Raw genomic sequence first — 21,579 nt, 5'->3', positions numbered from 1 at the left:
ACCAATGCAGGCGTTCAGGGCACTCTTTTTCTAATTACTAACTTCATTTATTTAGTAACATATAGAATCTACATTATTTCCGGGCAGCCGGTCTGCGCAGAACACAAATGTCATATGGCTTCAAGCTGAGACTTGCTTCCACAGCATCACCACTGAGCAGATCGGTATAGGACTGTCCATCTAGTTTAACCAGCTTCTCATCTGGCGTGTAGTTCTGTACAAACACATAATCTGCTGTACCATCTGTACGCGTATGTGCCGTTGTTCCGGCAGGCAGCTCAGTTTCAAGTCCACGCTCAATGTTCAGGTCAGCGATTAGCTTCGCATAGAAATCATCATAGAATGGTGCTTTCAGACGTGTCGCTACGTAATATGCTTTTCCTGAACCCAACTGGTTAACCGTCAATGCCGGACGTCCGGCATAGAAGTCAGAACGGTACGTAGCCAGGGACTTCGCGCCTTCGAGATGAATCAGATCACACAGTTCAATTGCATCATACGCTGTATTGAGCTGAAGCTCATTGCCCTTCTCAGGGATAATTCCGTTCAGATCACGATCATGCAGTCCGTCAATTTCCTCGGACCAGATGCCAAGTGTCTTACGCAGCGGGCCTGGGAATCCACCCAGGAAACACAGATCGTTTTCGTTAACAATACCAGACCAGTAAGTTGCTACAAACGTACCACCTTGTTCTACAAACTTCTCAATACGTTCCCCGACACCTTCACGTACCAGATAGAGCATTGGAGCAATCAGCAACTTATACTTGGACAGATCTGCATCCATATCAATAACGTCTACAGCGACTCCCTTTTTCCAAAACGCTTCATAATGCTCTTCCACCGTCTGCTCATACTTCACACCGATATTACGCGGACCCTGGGAATCATTAACGGCCCAGCGGTTTTCCCAATCAAATATGATTGCAACTTCTGCCGGAACCGCTGTTCCTACAATAGCTTCCATGCCTTCAAGAGCCGTTCCTACGTCGGTGACATCTTGGAACACTCGAGTGTGTTCCGTTCCTACGTGGTCTACCACCGCACCATGAAGTTTCTCACTGGACCCCCGGCTTTTTCTCCACTGGAAGTACTGAACACTATCGGAGCCGTGTGCCACAGCCTGGAGAGAAGAGAGCAGATGCATGCCAGGTTTTTTCAGTTTGCTGACATCTTGCCAATTCGTCGAACTTGGAGTACTCTCCATCAGCAAGAACGGCTGACCGCCTTTGATGGAACGAACGATATCATGCATCATGGCGATACGGGATGCCTGTTTCGCGTCGTCATCTGCATCGTGCCAAGTCGGATAACTGTCCCAAGAGAGGAAATCCAGAATATCAGCGAACTTCCAATAGTTCAGGCCACCATAAAATTCCATCAGGTTTGTTGTGACTGGCAGATCAGGATTCTGAGCTTTCAACGGTTTCGTTTCATGCACGATAAAATCAGCTGTCTGATCCGTAACGAAACGGCGCCAGTCCAGATTCATCGCGTGTACCTGTGTCTCACCGTGTGGAGCCGGAGATTCCACTTGACTCCAGTCTGTAACCGTATGGCTCCAGAATGTCGTCCACCAGGAATGATTCAGTTCATCAAGTGTTTGATACTTCTTCTGAACCCAACCACGGAATGCTTCCTGACAATAATCACAATGACAGTCGCCGCCGAACTCGTTTGAGATATGCCAGCCGATTACAGCCGGATGATCCGAATAACGTTCTGCCAGTTTTGTGTTGATCGCAGTAACCTTCTCACGGTATACCGGGGAAGTATAACAATGGTTGTGACGGAAACCATGCAGATTGCGGACACGCTTCTCGGATACGCGGAGCACTTCCGGGTACTTCGCGGACATCCAGGCAGGTCTGGCACCACTTGGTGTAGCGAGGAATGCGTAGATGCCGTTTGCTGCAAAACGATCCAAAACCTGATCCAGCCATTCAAACGTGTATACACCCTCTTCCGGCTCAAGGGATACCCATGAGAAGATACCAATGGACATCACGTTACACTTGGCAAGCTTCATCAAGCGAATATCTTCTTCCAGAACTTCAGGATAGCGGAGCCATTGCTCCGGGTTATAGTCTGCGCCATGCAACATGTGCGGGGCTTTGGAACTTACAGGTGGAAATTTGTATGTCATAAGGACAACTCCCTTGCATTAATTAATTACTTTTTTTAGTTTATATACGTTAACACGACTTCACAGAAGATACGTATTACGCTAGATTACACGTATGTCACGACATCTGATTCTTCAACAGCAGCAAGTGCTGTAAACGATTCCAACTTGCGACCTTTAAAATCAAACATGGTGAGGTTGCCCCAGTTATTCGGATGACCGACGGACCATTCTTCTTTACTTGGTATCCAGGCAGGTTCCCAATAATAGAATCCGTGCCCCAAACCACCAGGAACTTCGCGAATAATTTGCAATAGATCCTTCAGATATTTGGTCTGTCCCTCTACACTTGCAGGGTATCCCGGTAACAACATATCTTCCTGATTCAAAATCCATTCAATGCCTTCCGGCTGCTCCAGCGTCCATGGATAAGCGGTTTCAACTACATTGATAGGTTTGCCATAACGCTCAGCCAGATCATGCAAATTGTCACGTAACGCATCAAGTGTGCCATGCCACCAAGGGTAATACGAGAGACCAATGATATCAAACTCCACACCCAGTGCTTCAAAGCGATCGTAAAACTTGCGGCTCTCGGTGTTATCTCCACCACGATCAATATGTATCATAATCTGAATATCCGCGTCAACGGATTTGACCGCAGCAATTCCGTACTTCACAAGGCCTGCAAAACGCTCCCACTGTTCATCCGTATCATGCTCTTCTCCACCGACACGTCCCTCATTCCATAACATGCCTGGTGTAATCTCGTTGCCCACCTGCACCATGTCCGGAAGCGCATCGTGTTCCTTCAACGTTCTCAGAACGTCAGCTGTATACATGCATACCGCACGTTGAAGCTCTTCATAGGACAGGTGCTCCCATGCTTTCGGCTTCCATTGATTGGCTGGATCAGCCCAGCGATCAGAATAATGGAAATCAAGCAAAAATTTCAAGCCCTGTTCCTTGATCCGTTTGGCTACCTCCACCGTCCGCTCCAGATTGCAGAATCCACCAACAGGATCATTCCAGATTCGAAGTCGTATCGCGTTAGCGTCATTAATCTTCAGGATGGACAGCAAGTCTTGTTCCTTGCCATCCACATCACTATAACTCCCGCCATGCTGTTCGATTTCATCCATAAAGGACACATCCATTCCCAGAATGAATGTCTTTTCCGTCAAGTTGCTCACTGTATCAACCTCCATTAATTTGGGGTACAGGCTCAGCCTTTAACTGAGCCCAACGTCATACCTTTGACAAAGAAACGTTGCAGGAAAGGATACACAATCAAGATTGGTGCACTTCCGATGAAGATCTGAGCTGCCCTTACCGTAGTTTGAGAGAGGGCTTCCATTTCTTTTGGATTCATGCTCATGCTACTCATATCACGTCCAATAATGACCGTTTGCATAAATGTAGCAAGTGGGTAATCCTTGGCGTTATTCATGTAGAGCAATCCATCAAACCAGGAATTCCAGTGGAACACCATACTGAACAATGCAATTGTTGCAATGGACGGCATCGAAATGGGAAGGAAGATCCTGAACAATGTTCTGAAATGGTTAGCTCCATCCATGAGCGCCGCTTCCTCCAGCTCTTTTGGAATACCGCGGAAGAAGTTCAGCATCAGAATGACAAGGAATGTGTTAACTGCTCCTGGGAGTACCAGTACCCAGAAGGAATCCATCAACCCGATCTTCTGGATAACCATGTAGAACGGCACCAGTCCCCCGTTGAAAATCATACTGAATACAAAAATCCAGGAGTAGATCGTTCTGCCTTTGAATTCACTATTCTCTTTGGACAACGGATACGCCGCCAGGAACGTAATCAGCAAGGTAATAGCTGTACCGATCACTGTACGTAGAAGTGAAATCCAGAGCGAGTTCAAGAAAATTGGATTGTTCATCGTTTTTTTGTAAGCCTCAAGTGAAAAACCTACGGGCCAGAGATTGACCAGATTGGCATCTGCAGCAGCCTTTGTACTAAAGGATACTGCCAGTACATGAATCATTGGTACGATACACATAATGGCGACCAAAATCAGAAAGCAGGTATTGACTATATTAAACACGCGATAAGGCAATGATTTATGATACATCGTGGTCCCTTCTTTCTCTGTTCATTCGTTTAGAATATGCGATATCCAGCGTATTTTTTGGCTAAGCTGTACGATACAAGGATCAAGATCATACTAATAACCGATTTGAATAATCCGATCGCGGTTGCAAAGCCCATCTCACCATTCTGCATTGCGGAACGATATACGAATGTATCAATGATGTCACCCGTTTGATATACGAGCGGGTTATACAAGTTGAATATCTGGTCAAATCCGGCATTCAGCACGTTACCAAGCGCCAGTGTTCCTACAACCATCAACATCGGCACAAGCGAAGGGATTGTAATGTGCAGTGTCTGTTTCCAGCGTCCTGCTCCGTCGATCTCCGCTGCTTCGTACAACGCTGGATTAATTCCGGCAAGGGCAGCCAGAAAGACAATCATGTTATAGCCAAATTCTTTCCACACATCTGTCAGAATGACCGTAGATCGGAACCAACTGTTGTCTCCTAGGAAGAAATATGGCCCGAGTCCAAAGGTTCCCAGCACCCGGTTAACCAAGCCGCCTGTTGACAACAGATCTATCAAAATCCCGCCCAGAATGACCCAGGACAAGAAGTGAGGTAAATATACGAGTGTTTGAATCGTTCGCTGTACAGCCATCTTGCGAACCTCATTCAAAAGAATGGCAAAAACAAATGGAACAAATAAATTAAAAATTAGTTTAAGTACAGCAATAATTAATGTGTTCCAGATGACCTGTAAGCTGTCTTCACGTTCAAACAAATATCTAAAGTTGTCCAGCCCAACCCATTCAGAACCACTAATCCCAAGCCATGGCTTGTAGTTCTGGAACGCCATAATGATTCCGCCCATAGGCACATAACTGAAGATAATCAGAAAGATAATGGCTGGCAACAGCATAACGTGGAATGGCCAAGTGCGTTTCAAAGTTCTCATGATTGCTCCCCCTGTATTTCTTCCTACTCAAGTACTCCCTGAGTGGCTTATAATGCGATTATATCAACCTTTTACGGGGTCCAAACAGCACATAAAAGCAATATAAATGGCACAAATTCAACCACTTTGCCTTAACTTGAATAAACAAAAAAAGCGCCCAGACGTTAGTCGTCTGAGCGCTCCTTGTAATTATTTTTTCACACTGTCATACCATTCGTTAACCTCTTGCGTAATTTGGTCACCGCCACCGGATTTCCACGTTTGTACAAAGGTATCAAACGCATCAACCGGATTTTTGCCATAGATAATTTCGTTAAATGCTTGATTCTCGATTTTGTTCAAATAGTCAAGCTTGGATTTCATCGTCTTTGTTGTCGGACCTGTGAACATGTTTTTGAAGGAAATTTCTTCTTGGCTCAGCAACACTTTCGCTGCTGCTGGAGTCTCTTTACCGTAGTTGACAGCAACATCTTTTTCAAGCTTGGTTTCCGGCTCTTTGCCATTGGCCAAATTCATCAGAGCTTTCATCTGTGCATCTGGAATACGAGCACCGTCACGAACAAGCAAATAACGTACAACGTTCACGTATCCGCCTTCGATCTCGTCAATCGGCATTTGTTTCCCATCTGCATCCAATTGATAGTCATAGCCTGCAAACAGACCGTTATCATAAGGGCTACCTGGTGCCGGGTCTGCATAATTGTCAAACAGGTAGTTCTGGTACGTAAAGAATGCTTCTGGGTGCGCCATATCTTTTTTGATCAACGTAACACCATTAACGAACTGTGTCCCGTGACGCATCGCTTTGCCTTCAGGACCGGTAGGAATTTCAATCGGTTTCCACACGGCACTCGGTACATTTTTCACTGTATCGAGAAGTGGCCATCCACTCATCCAGTAAGGTCCTGGAATAATACCGGCAGTTCCTGCAACTGCTGGCTCTGCTGTTTTGTTCTCATCCCATAGAGCTGCTTCCTGCGGGATATATCCTTTTTTGAGCCATTCGCTCAATTTGGTCAGACCTTGCTTCATACCCGGATTGATGGAGCCATACTCCAGCTTGCCGTCTTCCCCCAGATTCCATTGGAACGGCAATGTTCCATATGCTCCGAAGATCCAAGATGGGTCTCCCATCCATGTATTCATGGAAGTTTTGAAACCAATGCTGAGCGGAGTGACTTTATCAGGAGCCAAGCCGTCAGGGTTATTGTTTTTGAATGCTTCCATAACAGCTTCTAGTTCGTCGATGGTTTTTGGTGCCTTCATGTTCAGCTTATCCAGCCAATCCTGACGAATCCAGAGCAAGTAATCATTGTTGTAGGCATAGTCAAGAACAGGGATACCCATTCTTTTTCCATCACGACTATACTGGTTCCATACGTTTGGATCTTGTTCAATTGCTTTTTTCCATGTGTCCGAAGCATATTTATCGAACAGTGGACCTACTTCTTGATACATTCCAGAATCAATCAGATCCTGAGCAAGCAGATTATCACCTACGTTTACAATATCAGGCATTTCCTGTCCTGATGACATCGCAAGACGAAGCTTGGTTGCAAATGCTCCATTTGTGTCTGTTACTGACCACAACGATTTGATTTCAATCCCGAATTGATCTTTGGCCCACTTGGTTGCCACGTTATTTTCCATGGATTCGCCATTTTTAAATTTCAGCTCTGGATCGATTCCCCATGCTGTAGTAATAGTAACTGCCGGATCATATTTCTCTTTGTATTCGTTTTGGGTTCCAGATGTACTTGGTGTTGCACTATCTCCGCCCCCACTGCCTCCTGAACATCCTGCAAGAACGACAGTTAGACTCAGCGTTGTAGCGAGAAGCGTCAAGAATCTCTTTTTTGTTGATTGCGCTCTCATGTTGTTCCCCCTTAAATCGTTTTGGTTACCCTTTCATTATAGGCTGACCAGGCCTTTGAGCCTATGATACGAAATCAAGATTTCTGCACCTTTGCCAACCTATATTCTGGAATGTTGTTGAAATTATGCCTGATCCCGAAATTCATTTGGTGTCATACCATAATGTTTTTTGAACATTTTGCTGAAATATTGCGGATTTTGATAGCCAAGTTCACTCGTAATCTCGTATATTTTTTTGTTGCTATTCTTAAGCAGATATAGAGCACGTTCCATGCGCATACGAATCATGTAGTCCCCAAGACCTTCCCCAGTCTCTGCCTTGTAAATTTTCGATAGATATACGGGGTGTAAATATACCTTGTCCGCAATCATCTTCACTGACAGATCCTGTCCTGTATCTCTTGTTACCAGCTCCTGAACCTGCTTGATTACATGCCTGCGGCTCTGCACACCTTCCTGATCGGACAACTCTTCCTGAAGCTTCGCCAGCATCTCGGTTGCCCAACGCCGCAGCTTCTCGGGGGATTGAATCAACTGATGAGCAAGGAGCAGATCGAATCCCGCATGATCAATCTCATGCACCAGATGCCCCTGTTTATGGGCGATATACATAAATGCATTAGTTACCGACAGATACATCTCATACACATGTTCTCTGGACAATCGTACCTGTTCTGCCGCGTCAAAGACCGTGTTCAGCTTACGCGCTGCCGCTTCCCATTGCTTGGTCTCAAGCAATTGCGGAAGTACAGGTGGTTTATATAGCTCTTCGAGCGCCTGCGTTGCATCATTCTCCGGTCTTTTGCTGAGTGCCTGATCCATGTCCATATATATAATCTTGTGTTCTTCCGGTCCTGAAAGGACAAGCGAACCCAGACTTTTTCGATAAGCTGCTGTCAATTCGTTAAAGGGAAATGACGGTGTAACTACCATGGACAGATCTCCCTGTAAATATCGAATGACATGCTCACGGAAAGTTTCAGCTGAGATTCTCAACGTCTCCAATTCCATCTGCGGAGCTCCGATCTGATCTTGATTCTGCAAGAACATAACCAGACACTCATGGGGTCCACGACCAAACCACACGTTAAATTGCTCTCCAAGTACTTCCTCTGCAATATTACCTACCGCAAAATCCATCAGATCCAGAGACTGCTGGTCCATTGATGAGAAACGTCCTGTAAGGCGAATCAGCATCATCACAGCCGATTGTTCTGGATCGATATGAATCTCATATTGTTGCAGTTGTTCCCGAAGTGCCCGCGCCGTGATCTCACGCCCCAGCAGCAGATCATGCATGAGATTTTCCCGCAAAATTTTATAGTCAGACTTCCGACTGTATAACAGCCGGTGATATTTATCGAATTCATCCCACTCATCGCGAAGAGACGTGATGGCTGCCGACACCGATCCCATAAACTCATCATCGTTTACGGGTTTCAGGATATAATCTGCTGCCTGCAATTGAATGGCTTTTTTAGCATAATCAAAATCACTGTGACCCGTTAGTAAAATACAGCGGATATGAGACCAGCGCTTGCTTACCTCTGCAATGAGATCCAGTCCTGACATGCCAGGCATGCGAATATCGGTAACCACGATATCTACTGCATTTTCCTCCATAATCTCCAACGCTTCCTTACCGGATGCGGCACGCAGCACGGTCGTTACTCCAAGCTCTCCCCAGGGGATCGTAAGTTCCAGACTTTCTGTTACGTATGTCTCATCATCTACCAGTAATATATCAATCAAGTGATTCACTCCCTATTTCGTTCATTCTGCAAATGGATTCCATCGCTACACATTCCAAGTGCTTATCCTTCATTCTCCAGAAGAAACTCCTGTTCGGCAGGCCATGACAGCGTAACGCGTAATCCACCAAGTTCCGATTCCGTTACATCCAGCCCCGCCTGCTCCCCATATCGAAGCTGGAGTCTCTGATTCACATTCCACAGGCCACAGCCCATCTCCTGATCCATCGTTCCCCTGAGCTTATTCAGAAGCGCCTCACGTGCCTCCTGCGTCATGCCTTGCCCATCATCTTCAACGACAAGAACCATGACACCACCCTGTTTTTCCCCGGATACTCTTATTTCTCCAGCCTCCGCGTCCGCTTCGATACCATGAATTACCGCATTCTCCACTAGTGGCTGCACGATGAGTGGCGGTACCTCCTGTCTTAACATCTCATCAGACAGATCAATCTTGTAATGAATGCGGTCCATACGCATCCGTTGGATCTCCAGATAACAGCTGACAAATTCAATTTCTTCTGTCAACGGTACCACGTCCCGCTCCTGTCTTGTCGTATACCGATAATATCGCGATAGATTATGTGACATCGCTACAACAGCGTCCATACGCTTGAGTTTCGCCATACTCGTAATGAAGGAGAAACAATTATAGAAAAAGTGCGGGTTAATCTGCGATTGCAGCTGCTTCAACCGAGCTTCACGTACATGAATCTGTTCCAGGTAAACGTGTTCAAATAACTGCTGGATCTGCTCCACCATCAAGTTGAAACGTTCGGACAGGAAGCTGAATTCATTGCGGCCCTTTGGCTTAATCCTCACGGAATAATCCTCCTGCTTCAACCGCTGGAACCCGCGAATGAGTTGTTTCACTGGTACCTGCACCTGAACATAGAACAAATACGCCACACCAAAACTCATTAACAACAAACAAATCATGGAAGAATAGAACAGCATATTGGATTGATGAATGGGCTTCAGAATATCTGATAGGGGCATATAGTCCACCAAATACCAGCCTGTTGTACTGGATTTCACCGTGTTGACCATGTAAGGCTCGTTCCCGATCACTACTGTACGATTATCAACGTCCTGAAGTTTATGGATGGACAGTTCTTCCATCAACTGATTCGTTAATGAACGATCTGAAGTCCGGTTATAGATAACACCCGATTCTTCACGGAAATAGAAGGGGTCATGCCTGCCATCGTCTTTGAATTTGTCGAGCATATCTCGAATGTTATCACTATCAAACTCCAGTTTAATAATCGTTTCTGCATTATTAGCCGGGTCTTTAATACCGTATGGAGATACCGTAATCCAGCTAAACATGAACCGATCATCTTCCCCATCCTGAATTTTGCGTACATCCCAGCCGGAAATGATATTTTCCCTTAGCGCTTCTTTATCGTAAGAACGTGCGTCCCTTTCGGAAACCACCCTGCCCAGCGAAGGAGAATACAGATATAATTTCGTGGCCCAATTGGATGAGCTTTCCTGAATACTCAGCTTATTCTGAATACGTTTGACCAGGTTGATCGCATCCAGATCAAAGTAGTTACTGTCCGCATAGATTCGCCGGAAGCTGCCAATATCAGGATCATGTATGAGCAGATTCGGCCATGAGGATAACAGTTCGATGTGTGTGTTCACTTGATTTTGGAAAAATTCAAGCTGGTTACTATTCGATCGATTCAACTCATCTCTGAGAACAGCTGTTGTTTTGTGATTGGAGTACCAGTACAAAAGCACTACAGGAATCAGCATAATCAGAATAAGAATGACCATTTTGGAAAACAGGTTTGTCCGATATGACATCTTTTCATCTCACCTTGTCTTAATTTGTCGTGACATTAATTGTAATGATGTAAGCGCTAAAGACAAACAATTTTTTTGAGACAAACCGATTCATTATCTAGCGTAAGCGTTACCAATTCAAGGGGAAAGGAGATAAAACCAATATTTCTGCACTAAATGCAACTTCCACGCACAAAAAGAGCCAGCGATTAGCCAGCTCTCTATCTAATTTCAGTATATATCTTTAATCGTTCTATTCAACTCAAACTTTATTCCACTTCTGTTTATGTAATTATTCTTTTTTTCTATGAAAATATCAACTATGGAATATCATAATCAAATACCGTATTCGCTCCATCCACGCCTACATCCAGCACAATATCCATAAGTTTCCCATTGACGAACAGAGGGGATTCCGCTTTCCCGTAAAACTCCAACTTACCTGTAAACGTTCCATGGCGTTCAATCTCAACATGTACGGGCCTTAATTGGACAGACTGCAAGGCTTCCAATAGGGGATCGTCCTTTAACTTATAACTACGTGCGAGATCAGGCAATAACACGGCGGATACGGAATCTCTGCCGTAATTTTTGAGTGTCAGATCACAGGTTGCTCGGGTCTCACCCGTTTTCAGCACGTTAAAGGTACAAGAACTTGCATTCTGTACATAGGATACCGCATTAATGCCTGAAGCTCCCCACTTGGCTACATACATGAATTTATCCGTCATGTACGAATAACTGAGAACGATAGCGATAACTACGATCCATAACCCTTTTGCAAGAGCGGGGAATGATTTCCCGATTTCTTTGCGAGTAAGGTAGAATCCACACGCGAATATCCCCAATCCGATGAAAAGTGTGATATGAACTCCACTCAAGTAAGATGTAGTATACGGTGATATACCTATTGCTGACAGCATGGTATCTCCAACAGAAAAACCAAGATGATGGTTACATGTAAAGATAATAGCAAAAAGCAATAAAGCCCCTGAGAACACAAGTCTGGTTCTCGACACACGAACACCCCCTAATCAACCACCTTATTATATCATATTTTTCCTATTTATGATTAACAATCCAAATTAAAAAAACAACAATAAAAAGAACGTCTTCGGTTGTTCACCGAAAACGTCCTCCATTTTCACCGCTGACAAGAACTTGTAATAACACAGGTCTCTCTGTTATGGCTAACGATCATTTATTGCTTAGCCAAGAATGCATCGAGTTGTTCCTGTTTGGCTGCAATAATTTTATCGATTCCCGCTGCTTTCAATTTCTCCAGATATTTCGGAATCATCTCATTTGGATCAACTGCGCCCGATGTCATACCCGGCTTGAACTGTTTGTTCACGTTGTTGACCGCAGCAATTTCATTTTTGACAGATTGGCTGTTGAATGTAAAGCCCAGTGCTGGCGACTTCACACCTTTGGCGTTAAACTCTTTGAACTTCTCCCATTTCTGTGGATCTTCATTATCCCAGAGGAAGTTCAGGAATTGGTTACCCAGTTGCCATTGTGCACCTGGATTGTAGGTACGACTGTTGGCATCTACGCCATCAGGGAGAGCAATGATATTATCCTGTCCGTCTTTTTTCACATAATGTGTACCTTCAATTCCGAAGTTTAACAAGTTGTTAATTTCCTTGTCGGAATGCAGCAGGTTAATGACCTGCATCGCTTTCTCCGGTTGCTCGGAAGAACGGGAGATTGCAAGCATCGCTCCAGACGCATCACCCGTCGTGATTGTTGGCTGTGTCATCTCAATCTGAGTGAGTGGGAAACCCACATACCCTTCTTCTTCTTTATCCTTGCCTGGCTTCATGCCATCTGTCCAGAGAAACGCTTTTCCAGCCTTCGCCTGGTCTTTCGGGAACACATTAGAAGTAGCAGCATCACTGTTGATATATCCCGCTTGATACCACTTGCGAGCGAGTTCAGCTGCTTCTTTGAATTCTGGGGTCTCCACTTCATTCAGCACCGTTGTTCCGCCTGCTGTTTTGGAGATGACTCCAGGTACGGAAGCATCACCGAGATAATCCCAATCCAGATTCTCTAACAGCCCGTTACCGTTGGTATTGGACATATAGAATGGTGTGATGGCTGGCTCGTTTTCCTTGATTGTTTTGAGCAGAGGCTCCAGATCAGCCCAAGTTTTTACAGATGTCAGGTCCAGTTTATACTTGTCAGCCAGATCTTTACGTACCAACACACCACGTGTCGCAGCGAGTTCCTTATTCGTAGGAACGCCGTAATTCACGCCGTCCACCTGGGAACCTTCCAGAAAGGCAGGGTCCAGGTTTTTCTTAATATCCTGACCATGTGCATCAAGCAGATCATTCAAGGGCAAGAATGCGCCTTTAGCTACATTCACCGTGTAGTTCTGCCAAGCTGCTGTGAATATAATATCTGATTTTTCACCTGAGGAAATCATGAGATTCAGCTTGTTATCCCACTGTCCCCAGTCAATTGCATTGATCTTAAGCGTGGCCCCGATCTTTGGTTCCATCTTTTTGTTAATCTCGGCTTCCACCAGAGCGACATCCTTCTGAGGTGTCCCTGGGTAGAACAGTGTCACTTCATAGGGTTTGCCCCCACCTTCACTTGCTCCTCCGCCTTCTGCGCCAGGTGTTGTTGTTCCACCCTTGTCTGATGAGCAAGCAGCCAGCACCAGGCTCAGCGCCATAACCGTTGCCATCATGCGTGACCATACCTTTAATGATCTAACCAATTGAACCCCTCCTGTCATGTGTTGAACCATACAACCGAATTCCCCAATTCACAATTAAACCGATAACTACTTCTGTATATGCCCTTTCAGTCCATCTTCATTTACCTTGCCCACTCCGCTAACCGGTTCAGAGTTATCCCTTCACAGCGCCAACCGTAAGACCTTTGATGAAATAACGCTGGAAGAACGGATATGCCAGTACAATTGGACCAATACCGACTACAGCCATCGCCATTTGCAGAGTTTTGTTAGGCAGATTCAGCAATCCACCCTGCGACGAAATCTGTGAAGAGACGTTGGAGTTGGTTGTTAAATATTGAATATCGAGCAACGTCCGGTACATAAGGTACTGAAGGCTGATCGTCCGGTTATCTGATATAAAAATCATACTAAGGTACCAGTCATTCCAGTAATTCAATGTACTGAACAACGCGACGGTTGCCATTACGGGGAGAGAGAGCGGAAGCACGATACGTGCAAACGTTCTCAATTCTCCCGCACCATCAATCCGAGCCGATTCCAGAATAGACACCGGAATGGAGTTCGCGAAGAATGTACGCATGACCAGTACAAAGAATGGGGATAGCAGTAGCGGCATAATGAGTGCCAGTAGGGAGTTTTTCAGATCCAATACGTTGACATAGACCAGGTACCAAGGTACCAGCCCCCCATTGAACAACATTGTGAAGAAGATGAAAAAGGCGAACCAGCCCCGGTAAGGCAGATCTCTCCGTGAGAGCGGATACGCATACAATGCGGTCAGCGCAACACTTGTAATGGTACCTACAACGGTAACGATAAAGGATATACCATACGAGTGAATGATCTGATCCATATCTCTGAACAGAAACTCATAAGCCGTCAGGCTGAATTTCTCTGGAATAAGCTTATATCCATTGGCAATTACTGTTGTCTCGTCCGAAAATGAGATGGCGAAGACAAGCAGGATCGGCACGATACAGGCAATGGCATAGAATAGAAACATCGCATGAATAACGGATGCGGAACGCTTCGATACGGCTAGTGGATCACGTGATTTCACAGCTGACTTGCCTCCTCTCAAAATAATGCATTATCTTTATCTATTCGCCTTACGATGGTATTGGATACAAGAACCAGCACAAATCCAACGATTGCTTGGTATAGACCGGCTGCTGATGACATCCCGATATCTCCACCGATAAGGAACGTACGATATACGTAGGTATCCAGTACATTCGTTACAGGGAACAGCGCCCCCGATTCCAATGGAACCTGGTAGAACAGACTGAAGTCTGCATAGAATATACGGCCAATTTGCAATAATGTCATAATGACGATTAATGGGACGAGAAACGGAATGGTGATGAAGCGTATCTGATGCCATTTGGTTGCGCCATCGAGCACAGCTGCTTCATAATATTCTTCATCGATACCCACGACAGCTGCCAGATAAATGACCGCATAATATCCAATATTCTTCCATGTGTTCACCAGTGGCAAAATATACGGCCAATACTTCGGCTCTGAATACCAGTCGATCGGCTGACCGCCGAACATCTGCAGAACCGTTGAGTTCATGAAGCCTGAATCCTTGCCCAGGAAAGCCAGTACCAGATAACTGACCACAATCATGGACAGGAAATACGGTAATAGCATAAGTGATTGATATAACTTGGACATTGCCTTGTTCTTCACTTCATTGAGCAGAATAGCAAGCCCGACACCTACTAAGAGATTCAGTGCAATGAACACCGTGTTATACGCGAGTGTATTTCGGGTAATTTCCCATGCATCACTGGTTGAGAACAAATATTTAAAATTGTCCCATCCACTCCATGGGCTACCCCAAATACCATCTGCATAGTTTACATTTTTGAATGCGATCAGAACGCCGAACATCGGCATATAGTTGTTCACCAGTAGAAACAGGACACCTGGCAAGAACATGAGATACAGCACCTTGAATTTGCCAAGATTGTGCCACACAGACTTGCGCTTTCGGACTGTTTCTCCCGGTATTTCCGATATCCGTACTCCCTTACCCGCCTGGGGTTGTGTCTTCATAACTTGTTCTCCCTCACTCCTCTTGAATTCTTCCTCAGGATGAAGCTCCGTTGCGGCTCCTGTGGTTCAAGTATACGGCGGGGCGAGTAAGACCTCTATCTGCTGTGGTGACCTGTTGACTTATCAAATTATGACTTTAGTACCAAAAAAAACAAAAGACGCAGCATGCTGCGCCCTGAACTATACGGTACGTGACTGTTTTCGAAACTCCTGTGGCGTTATACCCGTGCACTTTTTGAACATTTTGGTGAAATGCGAGTAATTGTAGTACCCCACCTTGCCAGCGATATCCGTCACTTTGACGGTGGACTGGGACAACAATGTCTTCGCTTTGGCTACTCTGCCCTGCAGAATAAACTCAGACAGGGACATCCCCTTCTCTTTCCGAAACAGACGTGATAGATAAGCTGGATTGAATCCGGCAAAAGCTGCAAGTTCCTCTCGCATAAGTTCTTCACCAATATGAGTTTCAATATAAACGCACAACTGATCCACAATGGTCATGGGGCTATGATCGTCCGGGTACAATACCGGGATAACACGATCAATCAGATCAGCCGTCCACTGCTTCAACTGCGGCAACGACCTTGTCACCATACTCTCCTCCGGCTCCCGTTCACCCGGATACAGACTGCGTATTGACACGTTTTTCTGATGAAGCAGCGGATAGACCACATGCAGCATGGCATGATAGTAGAGATGCAGCATTTCAGGAGATAAACCCTCCTGTGCAGCAAGCAACTCAAAAATCTCATCCACACGTTCTCGCAAATCCCCTACTTTACCTGTCTCAAAAAGAATAGATAATTCCGAAAACCATGGAATAGGCAAAAAGCGATCTTCCTGATCTCTTCCCCGCTCATCATAGACAAATACTTCTTCAAGCTCCTTAATATTGCGCCGCTCCATATCCATCAGTTCATTTAACATGCCTTGCAGCTCAGTCACAGCAACCGGGGCACCAACATAACAGGACAACCGACAGTAGAAATACGTACCACATTCCTGAATATATCCCTGACAACGTTGTGCCACTTCGCTCGCACTCGGAATGATGCCATCTTGCTCATAAGCAAGCACTATATTTAATCCACTTTGATCCTGAAACACCTCACCGGGCTTGTCGCTAAGCAGCATCTCTTTGGCTGCATTACGAAGGGCATATTCCAATACCTCTTCGTCACGCAAATCAAAATCACGCACCCATTCCTCTACCGATATCACAATGGGTAACACACGAGCCTGCGGATCTATCTCGGCACCATACAGTTCTGCGAGCTCTTGCAACCGTTGTTCGGTTAACGTGATACGCTGAGAGATGGCATCTTTCCAGAAGCGTTCCGTCAGCAGCGGTTTATGGGTTTTCCAGCGTTTGTATACGGTCTCATAAACTTCGTTGGTACGGGTACGCTGCTCCCCATCCTTGATCTTCTCCACCGCCTGGGTTACTACCTTAATCAATTGATCCGCTGGAGCCGGCTTCAACACATAATCAAAGCTGTTTAGCTTAATGGCTGTCTGAGCATAATCGAATAAAGCATGCCCTGTCAGGAAAATGGTCAGTATGCCTGGATCATGTTTTAACACCCAACTTTGCAGGTCAAGCCCTGTTTCACCAGGCATCTCGATATCACAGATCATAATATCGATAGCATTAGCCTTTAAAATCTTTCGTGCCTCTTCGGCATCACCAGCACTGTATACCTGGTCAATGCCTGCTGCTTGCCAATCGACTCCTTCCACCATTGCTTGTAATGCATACACTTCATCATCCACGATCAACAGGTTCCGCATAGGCTCCCCCTTCTTCCTCTTCGGTCTGAGCGGGTAAATCAATGATGACTTTGGCGCCATGATCCACCTCATTGCCAAACTGCAAACTGGCTTGATCACCATACTTCACTAAAAGCCGATGAGCCACGTTCCATATACCGATATGCTGTCCACTCGGGTCTTCAGCGTATTGTCCATGTTGCAGACGCCCCAACAATTCCTCTTCAAATCCAACACCATTGTCCACAATCATCAGTTGAAGCACCGTCCCATCTACCTGACCGGACGACTTCTGACCGAGGCGCGCCACGATCCGAATGACAAAGGCTTGTGTCCGGCGCTGAAATCCATGAATAATGGCATTCTCCACAAAAGGCTGAATGGTTAATGGCGGAATCACATAATGTCCCAGATTCGGTTCGATATCCAGTTCAAAATCGAATCTGCTTGGAAACCTCAGCTTTTGAATTTCTAAGTAATGACGAATGTGCTCGAGCTCTTCATCCAGACGAATAACACGTTTGCCTGCACGCAGACTGAATCGAAAATAATCGGCCAGATGACCAGCCATCTGCTGCACCAACTCATGTTTTTGCAAGGAAGCCAGACTATGAATAATATTGAGTGAATTCAGGTAAAAGTGAGGATTGATCTGCATCTGCAGTTGTTTGAACTCTGCCTCCCGCGTCCGCAACTGTTCCTCATACACATCAATCTTCAGATGCCTGATCTCACTGGTCATTTGATTGAAACTTCGTGTCATAAATTCAAGCTCCGACGAAGATGGCGGGTCCAGCTTCACATCGAGATCTCCACGGCTGACCCTTCTCATGCCTCGGATTAACGCATTCATCGGGCGGAATAACAGATGCCGCAAAAAGATCAGTGCAGTAACCAGAATTACTGCCGCACCAATAGGAAGCAGACGAATGATCTGCTGGAAAAACGGGAGGTTACGCATCATGTCTTCCTCAGGCAGCAGCACGATATAATTCATCTGGGACATGGCCGAGGCAGTACCCAACATCAAATATTGACGTGCTTCTCCCTTGTTCACAACTTCAGAGATCACCTGATACGGATTCTTCAGGCCGGGAAGATGCGCTGCAGCCAGCTGAATCTGTGCAGTATTCAATGTGGAATCCGATAGTGCCCCACCGTCTGTTCCAACAATGACTGCACCTCCCCGATCTCCGGATTCAGTGAATTGTTGTGTATGATTCAGTGCATTCATATCAACAAGTGCACCTGCATAGAACTGCTGGTTGATTCGCACCGTTTTCACCAGCGCATTCCACGTCCCGCCACGCACGATGCTCCATTCCGGCTTCTGGATATCCCCTTCCAATTGCTGCATCTGGACTGGCATACTCTCCTGCACAACCGACTTTTTGACATCATAATTGCCTGAAGTGGCGAGCAGCAGATCATCATTCACGGCATCATATAGAAAAAAAGAATCGATTAGATTATAAAAACCGATATCTGTCATGAATTTGTTCATAATCCGTTGCTTTGCAATGATATAATCGCCGCTGCCGTATTTCAGAAAAAACAGAGAGATAATATCCGGGTCCCGCTCGCCCAGACTATATAAATACCGATTCGTCTCCTGTAACACACGTTCATTCTGCTCCACACTCTTGGCGAGATGATTCATATTGGTGAGGGATACTTTGTCACGTACAACTTTCATGGCGTAGACGTTGTTGTAATAAAGCAGCATGAATAATGGCAGCATGATCAATGTAAGACCCACTATAAATTTAAAACGAAGTGAACGGATAAAGCTCATGGATTATGGATTCCCGCCCTTTTAGAGGTAGTTCAAAAAGTCCGCTGTACTGAAACCAGACTTTTTGAACACACACTTTATTTAAACATATTTTTCTATTTTCTTCCTTATGATGGCATGTTTATTGTAATCACCCCTGCTTGCCACTGTCTATGGGGTCCCGTGACCTTCACATATCAATTCTGGTGACTTCCATCCGCTCCAATTTCAAGAGTAACAAGCTTCATGTAGTAATAAATTCTCCAGTTGTAAAAAAAATCCTTCATTATTACTCAGAAGCTTCTCCCTAAAAATAAATGCTGCGGCAAGCCCCGGACTCCACGAACGCCCGATCTTGACATGCATACGATATATCACTCCTCGGGTTAGTCACCAGGATGTAGGGAGGCCTGTTCGATGAATATTCAACTCACTGCGTTACACTATGTCTATCTGGCATTTATCGTCTTGATTATTGCGGTAATGATCCGGCGCAGGGATACTACCATCATCTGTGTCGCGGGTATTATGACCATTGGACTTCTGGCAACCGAAACCTTAAGCGGGTCAGTTGCCGGGATCTTCAGCAGTTTTATCTATGCAACAAAAGAGTTGCTAAGTACGATCTTTATCATCTCGATTATTGTGGCGATGAGCCGTGTTCTGATCAGAACCGGCATTAATGAGGTCATGGTAACACCCGTCACCCGGTTTATCCGTTCCCCTCAGGTCGCGTATTGGGGTATCGGATTGATCATGATGGTAGTATCGCTATTTTTCTGGCCATCCCCAGCCGTAGCACTCGTCGGAGCAGTACTGCTTCCTGTAGCCGTGCGTGTAGGTCTTCCTCCGATTGGAGCTGCTATTGCCATGAACCTGTTTGGACATGGGATAGCACTGTCGGGAGATTACATTATTCAGGGGGCTCCCAAACTTACGGCCGATGCAGCGGGTCTACCAGTCACTTCCGTCATGACGGCCAGCATTCCTTTGGTCATTGTCATGGGCACCGTATCTACACTTACAGCCTTCTGGATGCTACGCAAAGAGATGAAATCAGGTTCACCTGTTCATTCCCCAAACGTTACATCAGGTACCGTGAGCACGGAACCTTCTTCTTTATCAGAGGCTGTGTCCACCTCCCTACCCACTGATCAGCCTGTTGAACGTCAAGCCATGTCACTCCGTTTGCAAAAAGCATTCGCTCTGCTTATCCCTCTGTTATTCGCAGTTGATGTGATTCTGATGTTTGTATTGAAATTGCAAGGCGGCGATGCAACAGCTCTGATTGGCGGAACCGCTGTGGTTATACTGATCGCCGTTACCCTTGCCGCACACCGACATGCGGGACCAGAGGAAACGACCAATTATTTAATAGAAGGATTTCAGTTTGGTTTCAAGGTGTTTGGACCGGTTATTCCCATAGCCGCATTTTTTTATCTGGGAGATGCTGCAATTACGGAGTTGTTCATCAACCCTCTTCCTGAAGGTTCACACGGGATCGTGAATGATCTTGGGGTCGCCCTTGCTGGACTGGTACCATTGAATGATACGGTGGGCGCAATTACAATGACGGTGACCGGAGCGGTCACAGGAATGGATGGTTCGGGGTTCTCAGGGATATCCCTGGTTGGCTCGATTGCGTCCATGTTTGCAGGTTCGGCAGATTCCGCACCTGTACTGACAGCATTAGGTCAGGTTGCAGCCATATGGGTAGGTGGTGGAACCTTGATTCCATGGGCATTGATTCCTGCTGCTGCAATCTGCGGAGTCAATCCTTTTGAACTTGCAAGACGCAACCTGAAGCCTGTACTGCTGGGGCTCACGGTAACAACAATTGTAGCCATCTTTCTGATCTGACCAAAGGTTATTTACACTGACACTACGATGACAGAAGCACCTTCCAATCGCTGTTATTCCCAGATTTTTTTGATCCCCTTTCTCAAGGGGAAATCCGGTAATAGCGTATGCTTCCGATGCAGCTTTCTTTCAGAAAGCTTTTAAACGACCGCTTCGCTTTTTCAGGTTTTTTCTGTCCTCTCCGTTATCGTGTAAATGATTAGTTCATCTCAAATAGACATTTTAAAAAGACGTGCGTGAACGCGCCCAGTTCCAGAGATCTTCACGTTTCATCTCTGCCAGATGCAGCATGTCCACATATGGATCTCCCTGTAGTCCAAGTACAGAAGCAAAAGCAGGCTCCGTCTTCCAACCTGCCTGTTTCAGTCTGCGGATCTCACGGTGTCCCGCGTCTCCCCACAGTTGTAATAATCTCCACTCAACGATCATATGTAAGTATGCATTCTGCCTGTAAACTGGCACGGATTGGGCAAAAATCTCCACAGGCCAATGTCCCACTTGCAAATTACAAGTCACATAAGGACGTTGGTCTGGAAGATCCCCACCACGTACACATTGAAATTCAGCAACGGCTCCGATTCGATTGTGTATCTCGGCTTCAAACACGTCCAGATCCTCTGCATAACACAGCAGATCCAGATCACTCCCAGGTATATCAATATCAATTGGCACCGTTCCTGCTGGATACGGGTGATAGTCAGCTAATATATCAAGTAATCCACTGCTCTGTAACACATGATAGGCGTCCTGCTGACGTGCATTGCCCGAAGCCAGATGTGCCATTACTTCTGCGGTAGTACTCATCTTCCCGCCTTGGACCACA

15 protein-coding genes are annotated in these 21,579 nt (G+C 45.8%); 1 reads left to right on the top strand and 14 read right to left on the bottom strand.

Going from position 1 to position 21,579, the window contains the following annotated elements; translation table 11 throughout:
• Positions 1 to 73: 73 nt before the first annotated feature.
• The 13 genes from MHI55_RS11420 to MHI55_RS11360 all read right to left on the bottom strand — a co-directional run bounded on the left by MHI55_RS11420 (position 74) and on the right by MHI55_RS11360 (position 18,917).
• Entirely contained in the window at positions 74 to 2,146 is a 2,073-nt protein-coding gene (locus MHI55_RS11420; protein WP_301291351.1) for a beta-galactosidase, read from the bottom strand.
• An 86-nt stretch (positions 2,147 to 2,232) separates the two neighbouring features.
• The gene (locus tag MHI55_RS11415) at positions 2,233 to 3,318 is read right to left on the bottom strand and encodes an arabinogalactan endo-1,4-beta-galactosidase (RefSeq protein ID WP_253507361.1); all 1,086 of its coding nucleotides are present in this window, start codon (positions 3,316 to 3,318) and stop codon (positions 2,233 to 2,235) included.
• 32 nt (positions 3,319 to 3,350) lie between these two features.
• Positions 3,351 to 4,229 carry a carbohydrate ABC transporter permease gene (locus MHI55_RS11410; RefSeq protein ID WP_036670224.1) on the bottom strand — a complete coding sequence of 293 codons (879 nt, stop codon included), beginning with the start codon at positions 4,227 to 4,229 and terminating at the stop codon, positions 3,351 to 3,353.
• Between the two features lie 29 nt (positions 4,230 to 4,258).
• The gene (locus MHI55_RS11405; protein ID WP_017689297.1) at positions 4,259 to 5,149 is read right to left on the bottom strand and encodes an ABC transporter permease subunit; all 891 of its coding nucleotides are present in this window, start codon (positions 5,147 to 5,149) and stop codon (positions 4,259 to 4,261) included.
• Positions 5,150 to 5,338: 189 nt separating this feature from the next.
• Complete coding sequence (locus tag MHI55_RS11400; protein ID WP_338708382.1) at positions 5,339 to 7,024, bottom strand: sugar ABC transporter; 1,686 nt, start codon at positions 7,022 to 7,024, stop codon at positions 5,339 to 5,341.
• A gap of 123 nt (positions 7,025 to 7,147) precedes the next feature.
• On the bottom strand, positions 7,148 to 8,776 hold the full coding sequence (locus tag MHI55_RS11395) for a response regulator (RefSeq protein ID WP_340390040.1): 1,629 nt from the start codon (positions 8,774 to 8,776) through the stop codon (positions 7,148 to 7,150).
• Positions 8,777 to 8,838: 62 nt separating this feature from the next.
• On the bottom strand, positions 8,839 to 10,593 hold the full coding sequence (locus tag MHI55_RS11390; protein ID WP_036609555.1) for a sensor histidine kinase: 1,755 nt from the start codon (positions 10,591 to 10,593) through the stop codon (positions 8,839 to 8,841).
• Between the two features lie 299 nt (positions 10,594 to 10,892).
• Positions 10,893 to 11,591, bottom strand: a complete 699-nt coding sequence (locus MHI55_RS11385) for a hypothetical protein (protein WP_340390038.1) — start codon at positions 11,589 to 11,591, stop codon at positions 10,893 to 10,895.
• Between the two features lie 182 nt (positions 11,592 to 11,773).
• Positions 11,774 to 13,303, bottom strand: coding sequence for an ABC transporter substrate-binding protein (locus tag MHI55_RS11380; RefSeq protein WP_340390037.1), 1,530 nt, complete (start codon positions 13,301 to 13,303; stop codon positions 11,774 to 11,776).
• A 133-nt stretch (positions 13,304 to 13,436) separates the two neighbouring features.
• A complete protein-coding gene (locus MHI55_RS11375) occupies positions 13,437 to 14,345 on the bottom strand; it encodes a carbohydrate ABC transporter permease (protein WP_017689303.1) in 909 nt (302 codons plus the stop codon).
• Positions 14,346 to 14,362: 17 nt separating this feature from the next.
• Positions 14,363 to 15,349 (bottom strand): ABC transporter permease subunit, encoded by a 987-nt coding sequence (locus MHI55_RS11370; RefSeq protein WP_036670214.1) that lies wholly within the window; start codon positions 15,347 to 15,349, stop codon positions 14,363 to 14,365.
• Positions 15,350 to 15,529: 180 nt separating this feature from the next.
• Positions 15,530 to 17,143 (bottom strand): helix-turn-helix domain-containing protein, encoded by a 1,614-nt coding sequence (locus tag MHI55_RS11365; protein ID WP_338708378.1) that lies wholly within the window; start codon positions 17,141 to 17,143, stop codon positions 15,530 to 15,532.
• Positions 17,118 to 18,917 carry a sensor histidine kinase gene (locus MHI55_RS11360; RefSeq protein WP_282321978.1) on the bottom strand — a complete coding sequence of 600 codons (1,800 nt, stop codon included), beginning with the start codon at positions 18,915 to 18,917 and terminating at the stop codon, positions 17,118 to 17,120. Before MHI55_RS11360 ends, MHI55_RS11365 begins: the two co-directional genes overlap by 26 nt.
• Positions 18,918 to 19,313: 396 nt before the next feature.
• On the opposite strand from MHI55_RS11360, the gene MHI55_RS11355 reads away from it, so the two are divergent.
• The gene (locus MHI55_RS11355; protein WP_340390036.1) at positions 19,314 to 20,756 is read left to right on the top strand and encodes a hypothetical protein; all 1,443 of its coding nucleotides are present in this window, start codon (positions 19,314 to 19,316) and stop codon (positions 20,754 to 20,756) included.
• A 222-nt stretch (positions 20,757 to 20,978) separates the two neighbouring features.
• Here MHI55_RS11355 and MHI55_RS11350 read toward each other — a convergent pair whose 3' ends face one another.
• Entirely contained in the window at positions 20,979 to 21,560 is a 582-nt protein-coding gene (locus tag MHI55_RS11350; protein ID WP_340390035.1) for a DUF4269 domain-containing protein, read from the bottom strand.
• Positions 21,561 to 21,579: the final 19 nt, after the last annotated feature.

Origin of the sequence: Paenibacillus sp. FSL E2-0151 (assembly GCF_037993015.1) — a bacterium.
Classification (GTDB): domain Bacteria; phylum Bacillota; class Bacilli; order Paenibacillales; family Paenibacillaceae; genus Paenibacillus; species Paenibacillus amylolyticus.
This window is presented reverse-complemented; position numbering and strand designations above follow the sequence as displayed.

Bases quoted from the DNA above. Each gene is read 5' to 3' on its own strand.
- MHI55_RS11370 (WP_036670214.1), bottom strand. From the start codon at position 15,349: ATGAAGACACAACCCCAGGCGGGTAAGGGAGTACGGATATCGGAAATA.
- MHI55_RS11350 (WP_340390035.1), bottom strand. From the start codon at position 21,560: ATGAGTACTACCGCAGAAGTAATGGCACATCTGGCTTCGGGCAATGCA.
- MHI55_RS11390 (WP_036609555.1), bottom strand. From the start codon at position 10,593: ATGTCATATCGGACAAACCTGTTTTCCAAAATGGTCATTCTTATTCTG.
- MHI55_RS11405 (WP_017689297.1), bottom strand. From the start codon at position 5,149: ATGAGAACTTTGAAACGCACTTGGCCATTCCACGTTATGCTGTTGCCA.
- MHI55_RS11410 (WP_036670224.1), bottom strand. From the start codon at position 4,229: ATGTATCATAAATCATTGCCTTATCGCGTGTTTAATATAGTCAATACC.
- MHI55_RS11365 (WP_338708378.1), bottom strand. From the start codon at position 17,143: ATGCGGAACCTGTTGATCGTGGATGATGAAGTGTATGCATTACAAGCA.
- MHI55_RS11400 (WP_338708382.1), bottom strand. From the start codon at position 7,024: ATGAGAGCGCAATCAACAAAAAAGAGATTCTTGACGCTTCTCGCTACA.
- MHI55_RS11355 (WP_340390036.1), top strand. From the start codon at position 19,314: ATGAATATTCAACTCACTGCGTTACACTATGTCTATCTGGCATTTATC.
- MHI55_RS11420 (WP_301291351.1), bottom strand. From the start codon at position 2,146: ATGACATACAAATTTCCACCTGTAAGTTCCAAAGCCCCGCACATGTTG.
- MHI55_RS11360 (WP_282321978.1), bottom strand. From the start codon at position 18,917: ATGAGCTTTATCCGTTCACTTCGTTTTAAATTTATAGTGGGTCTTACA.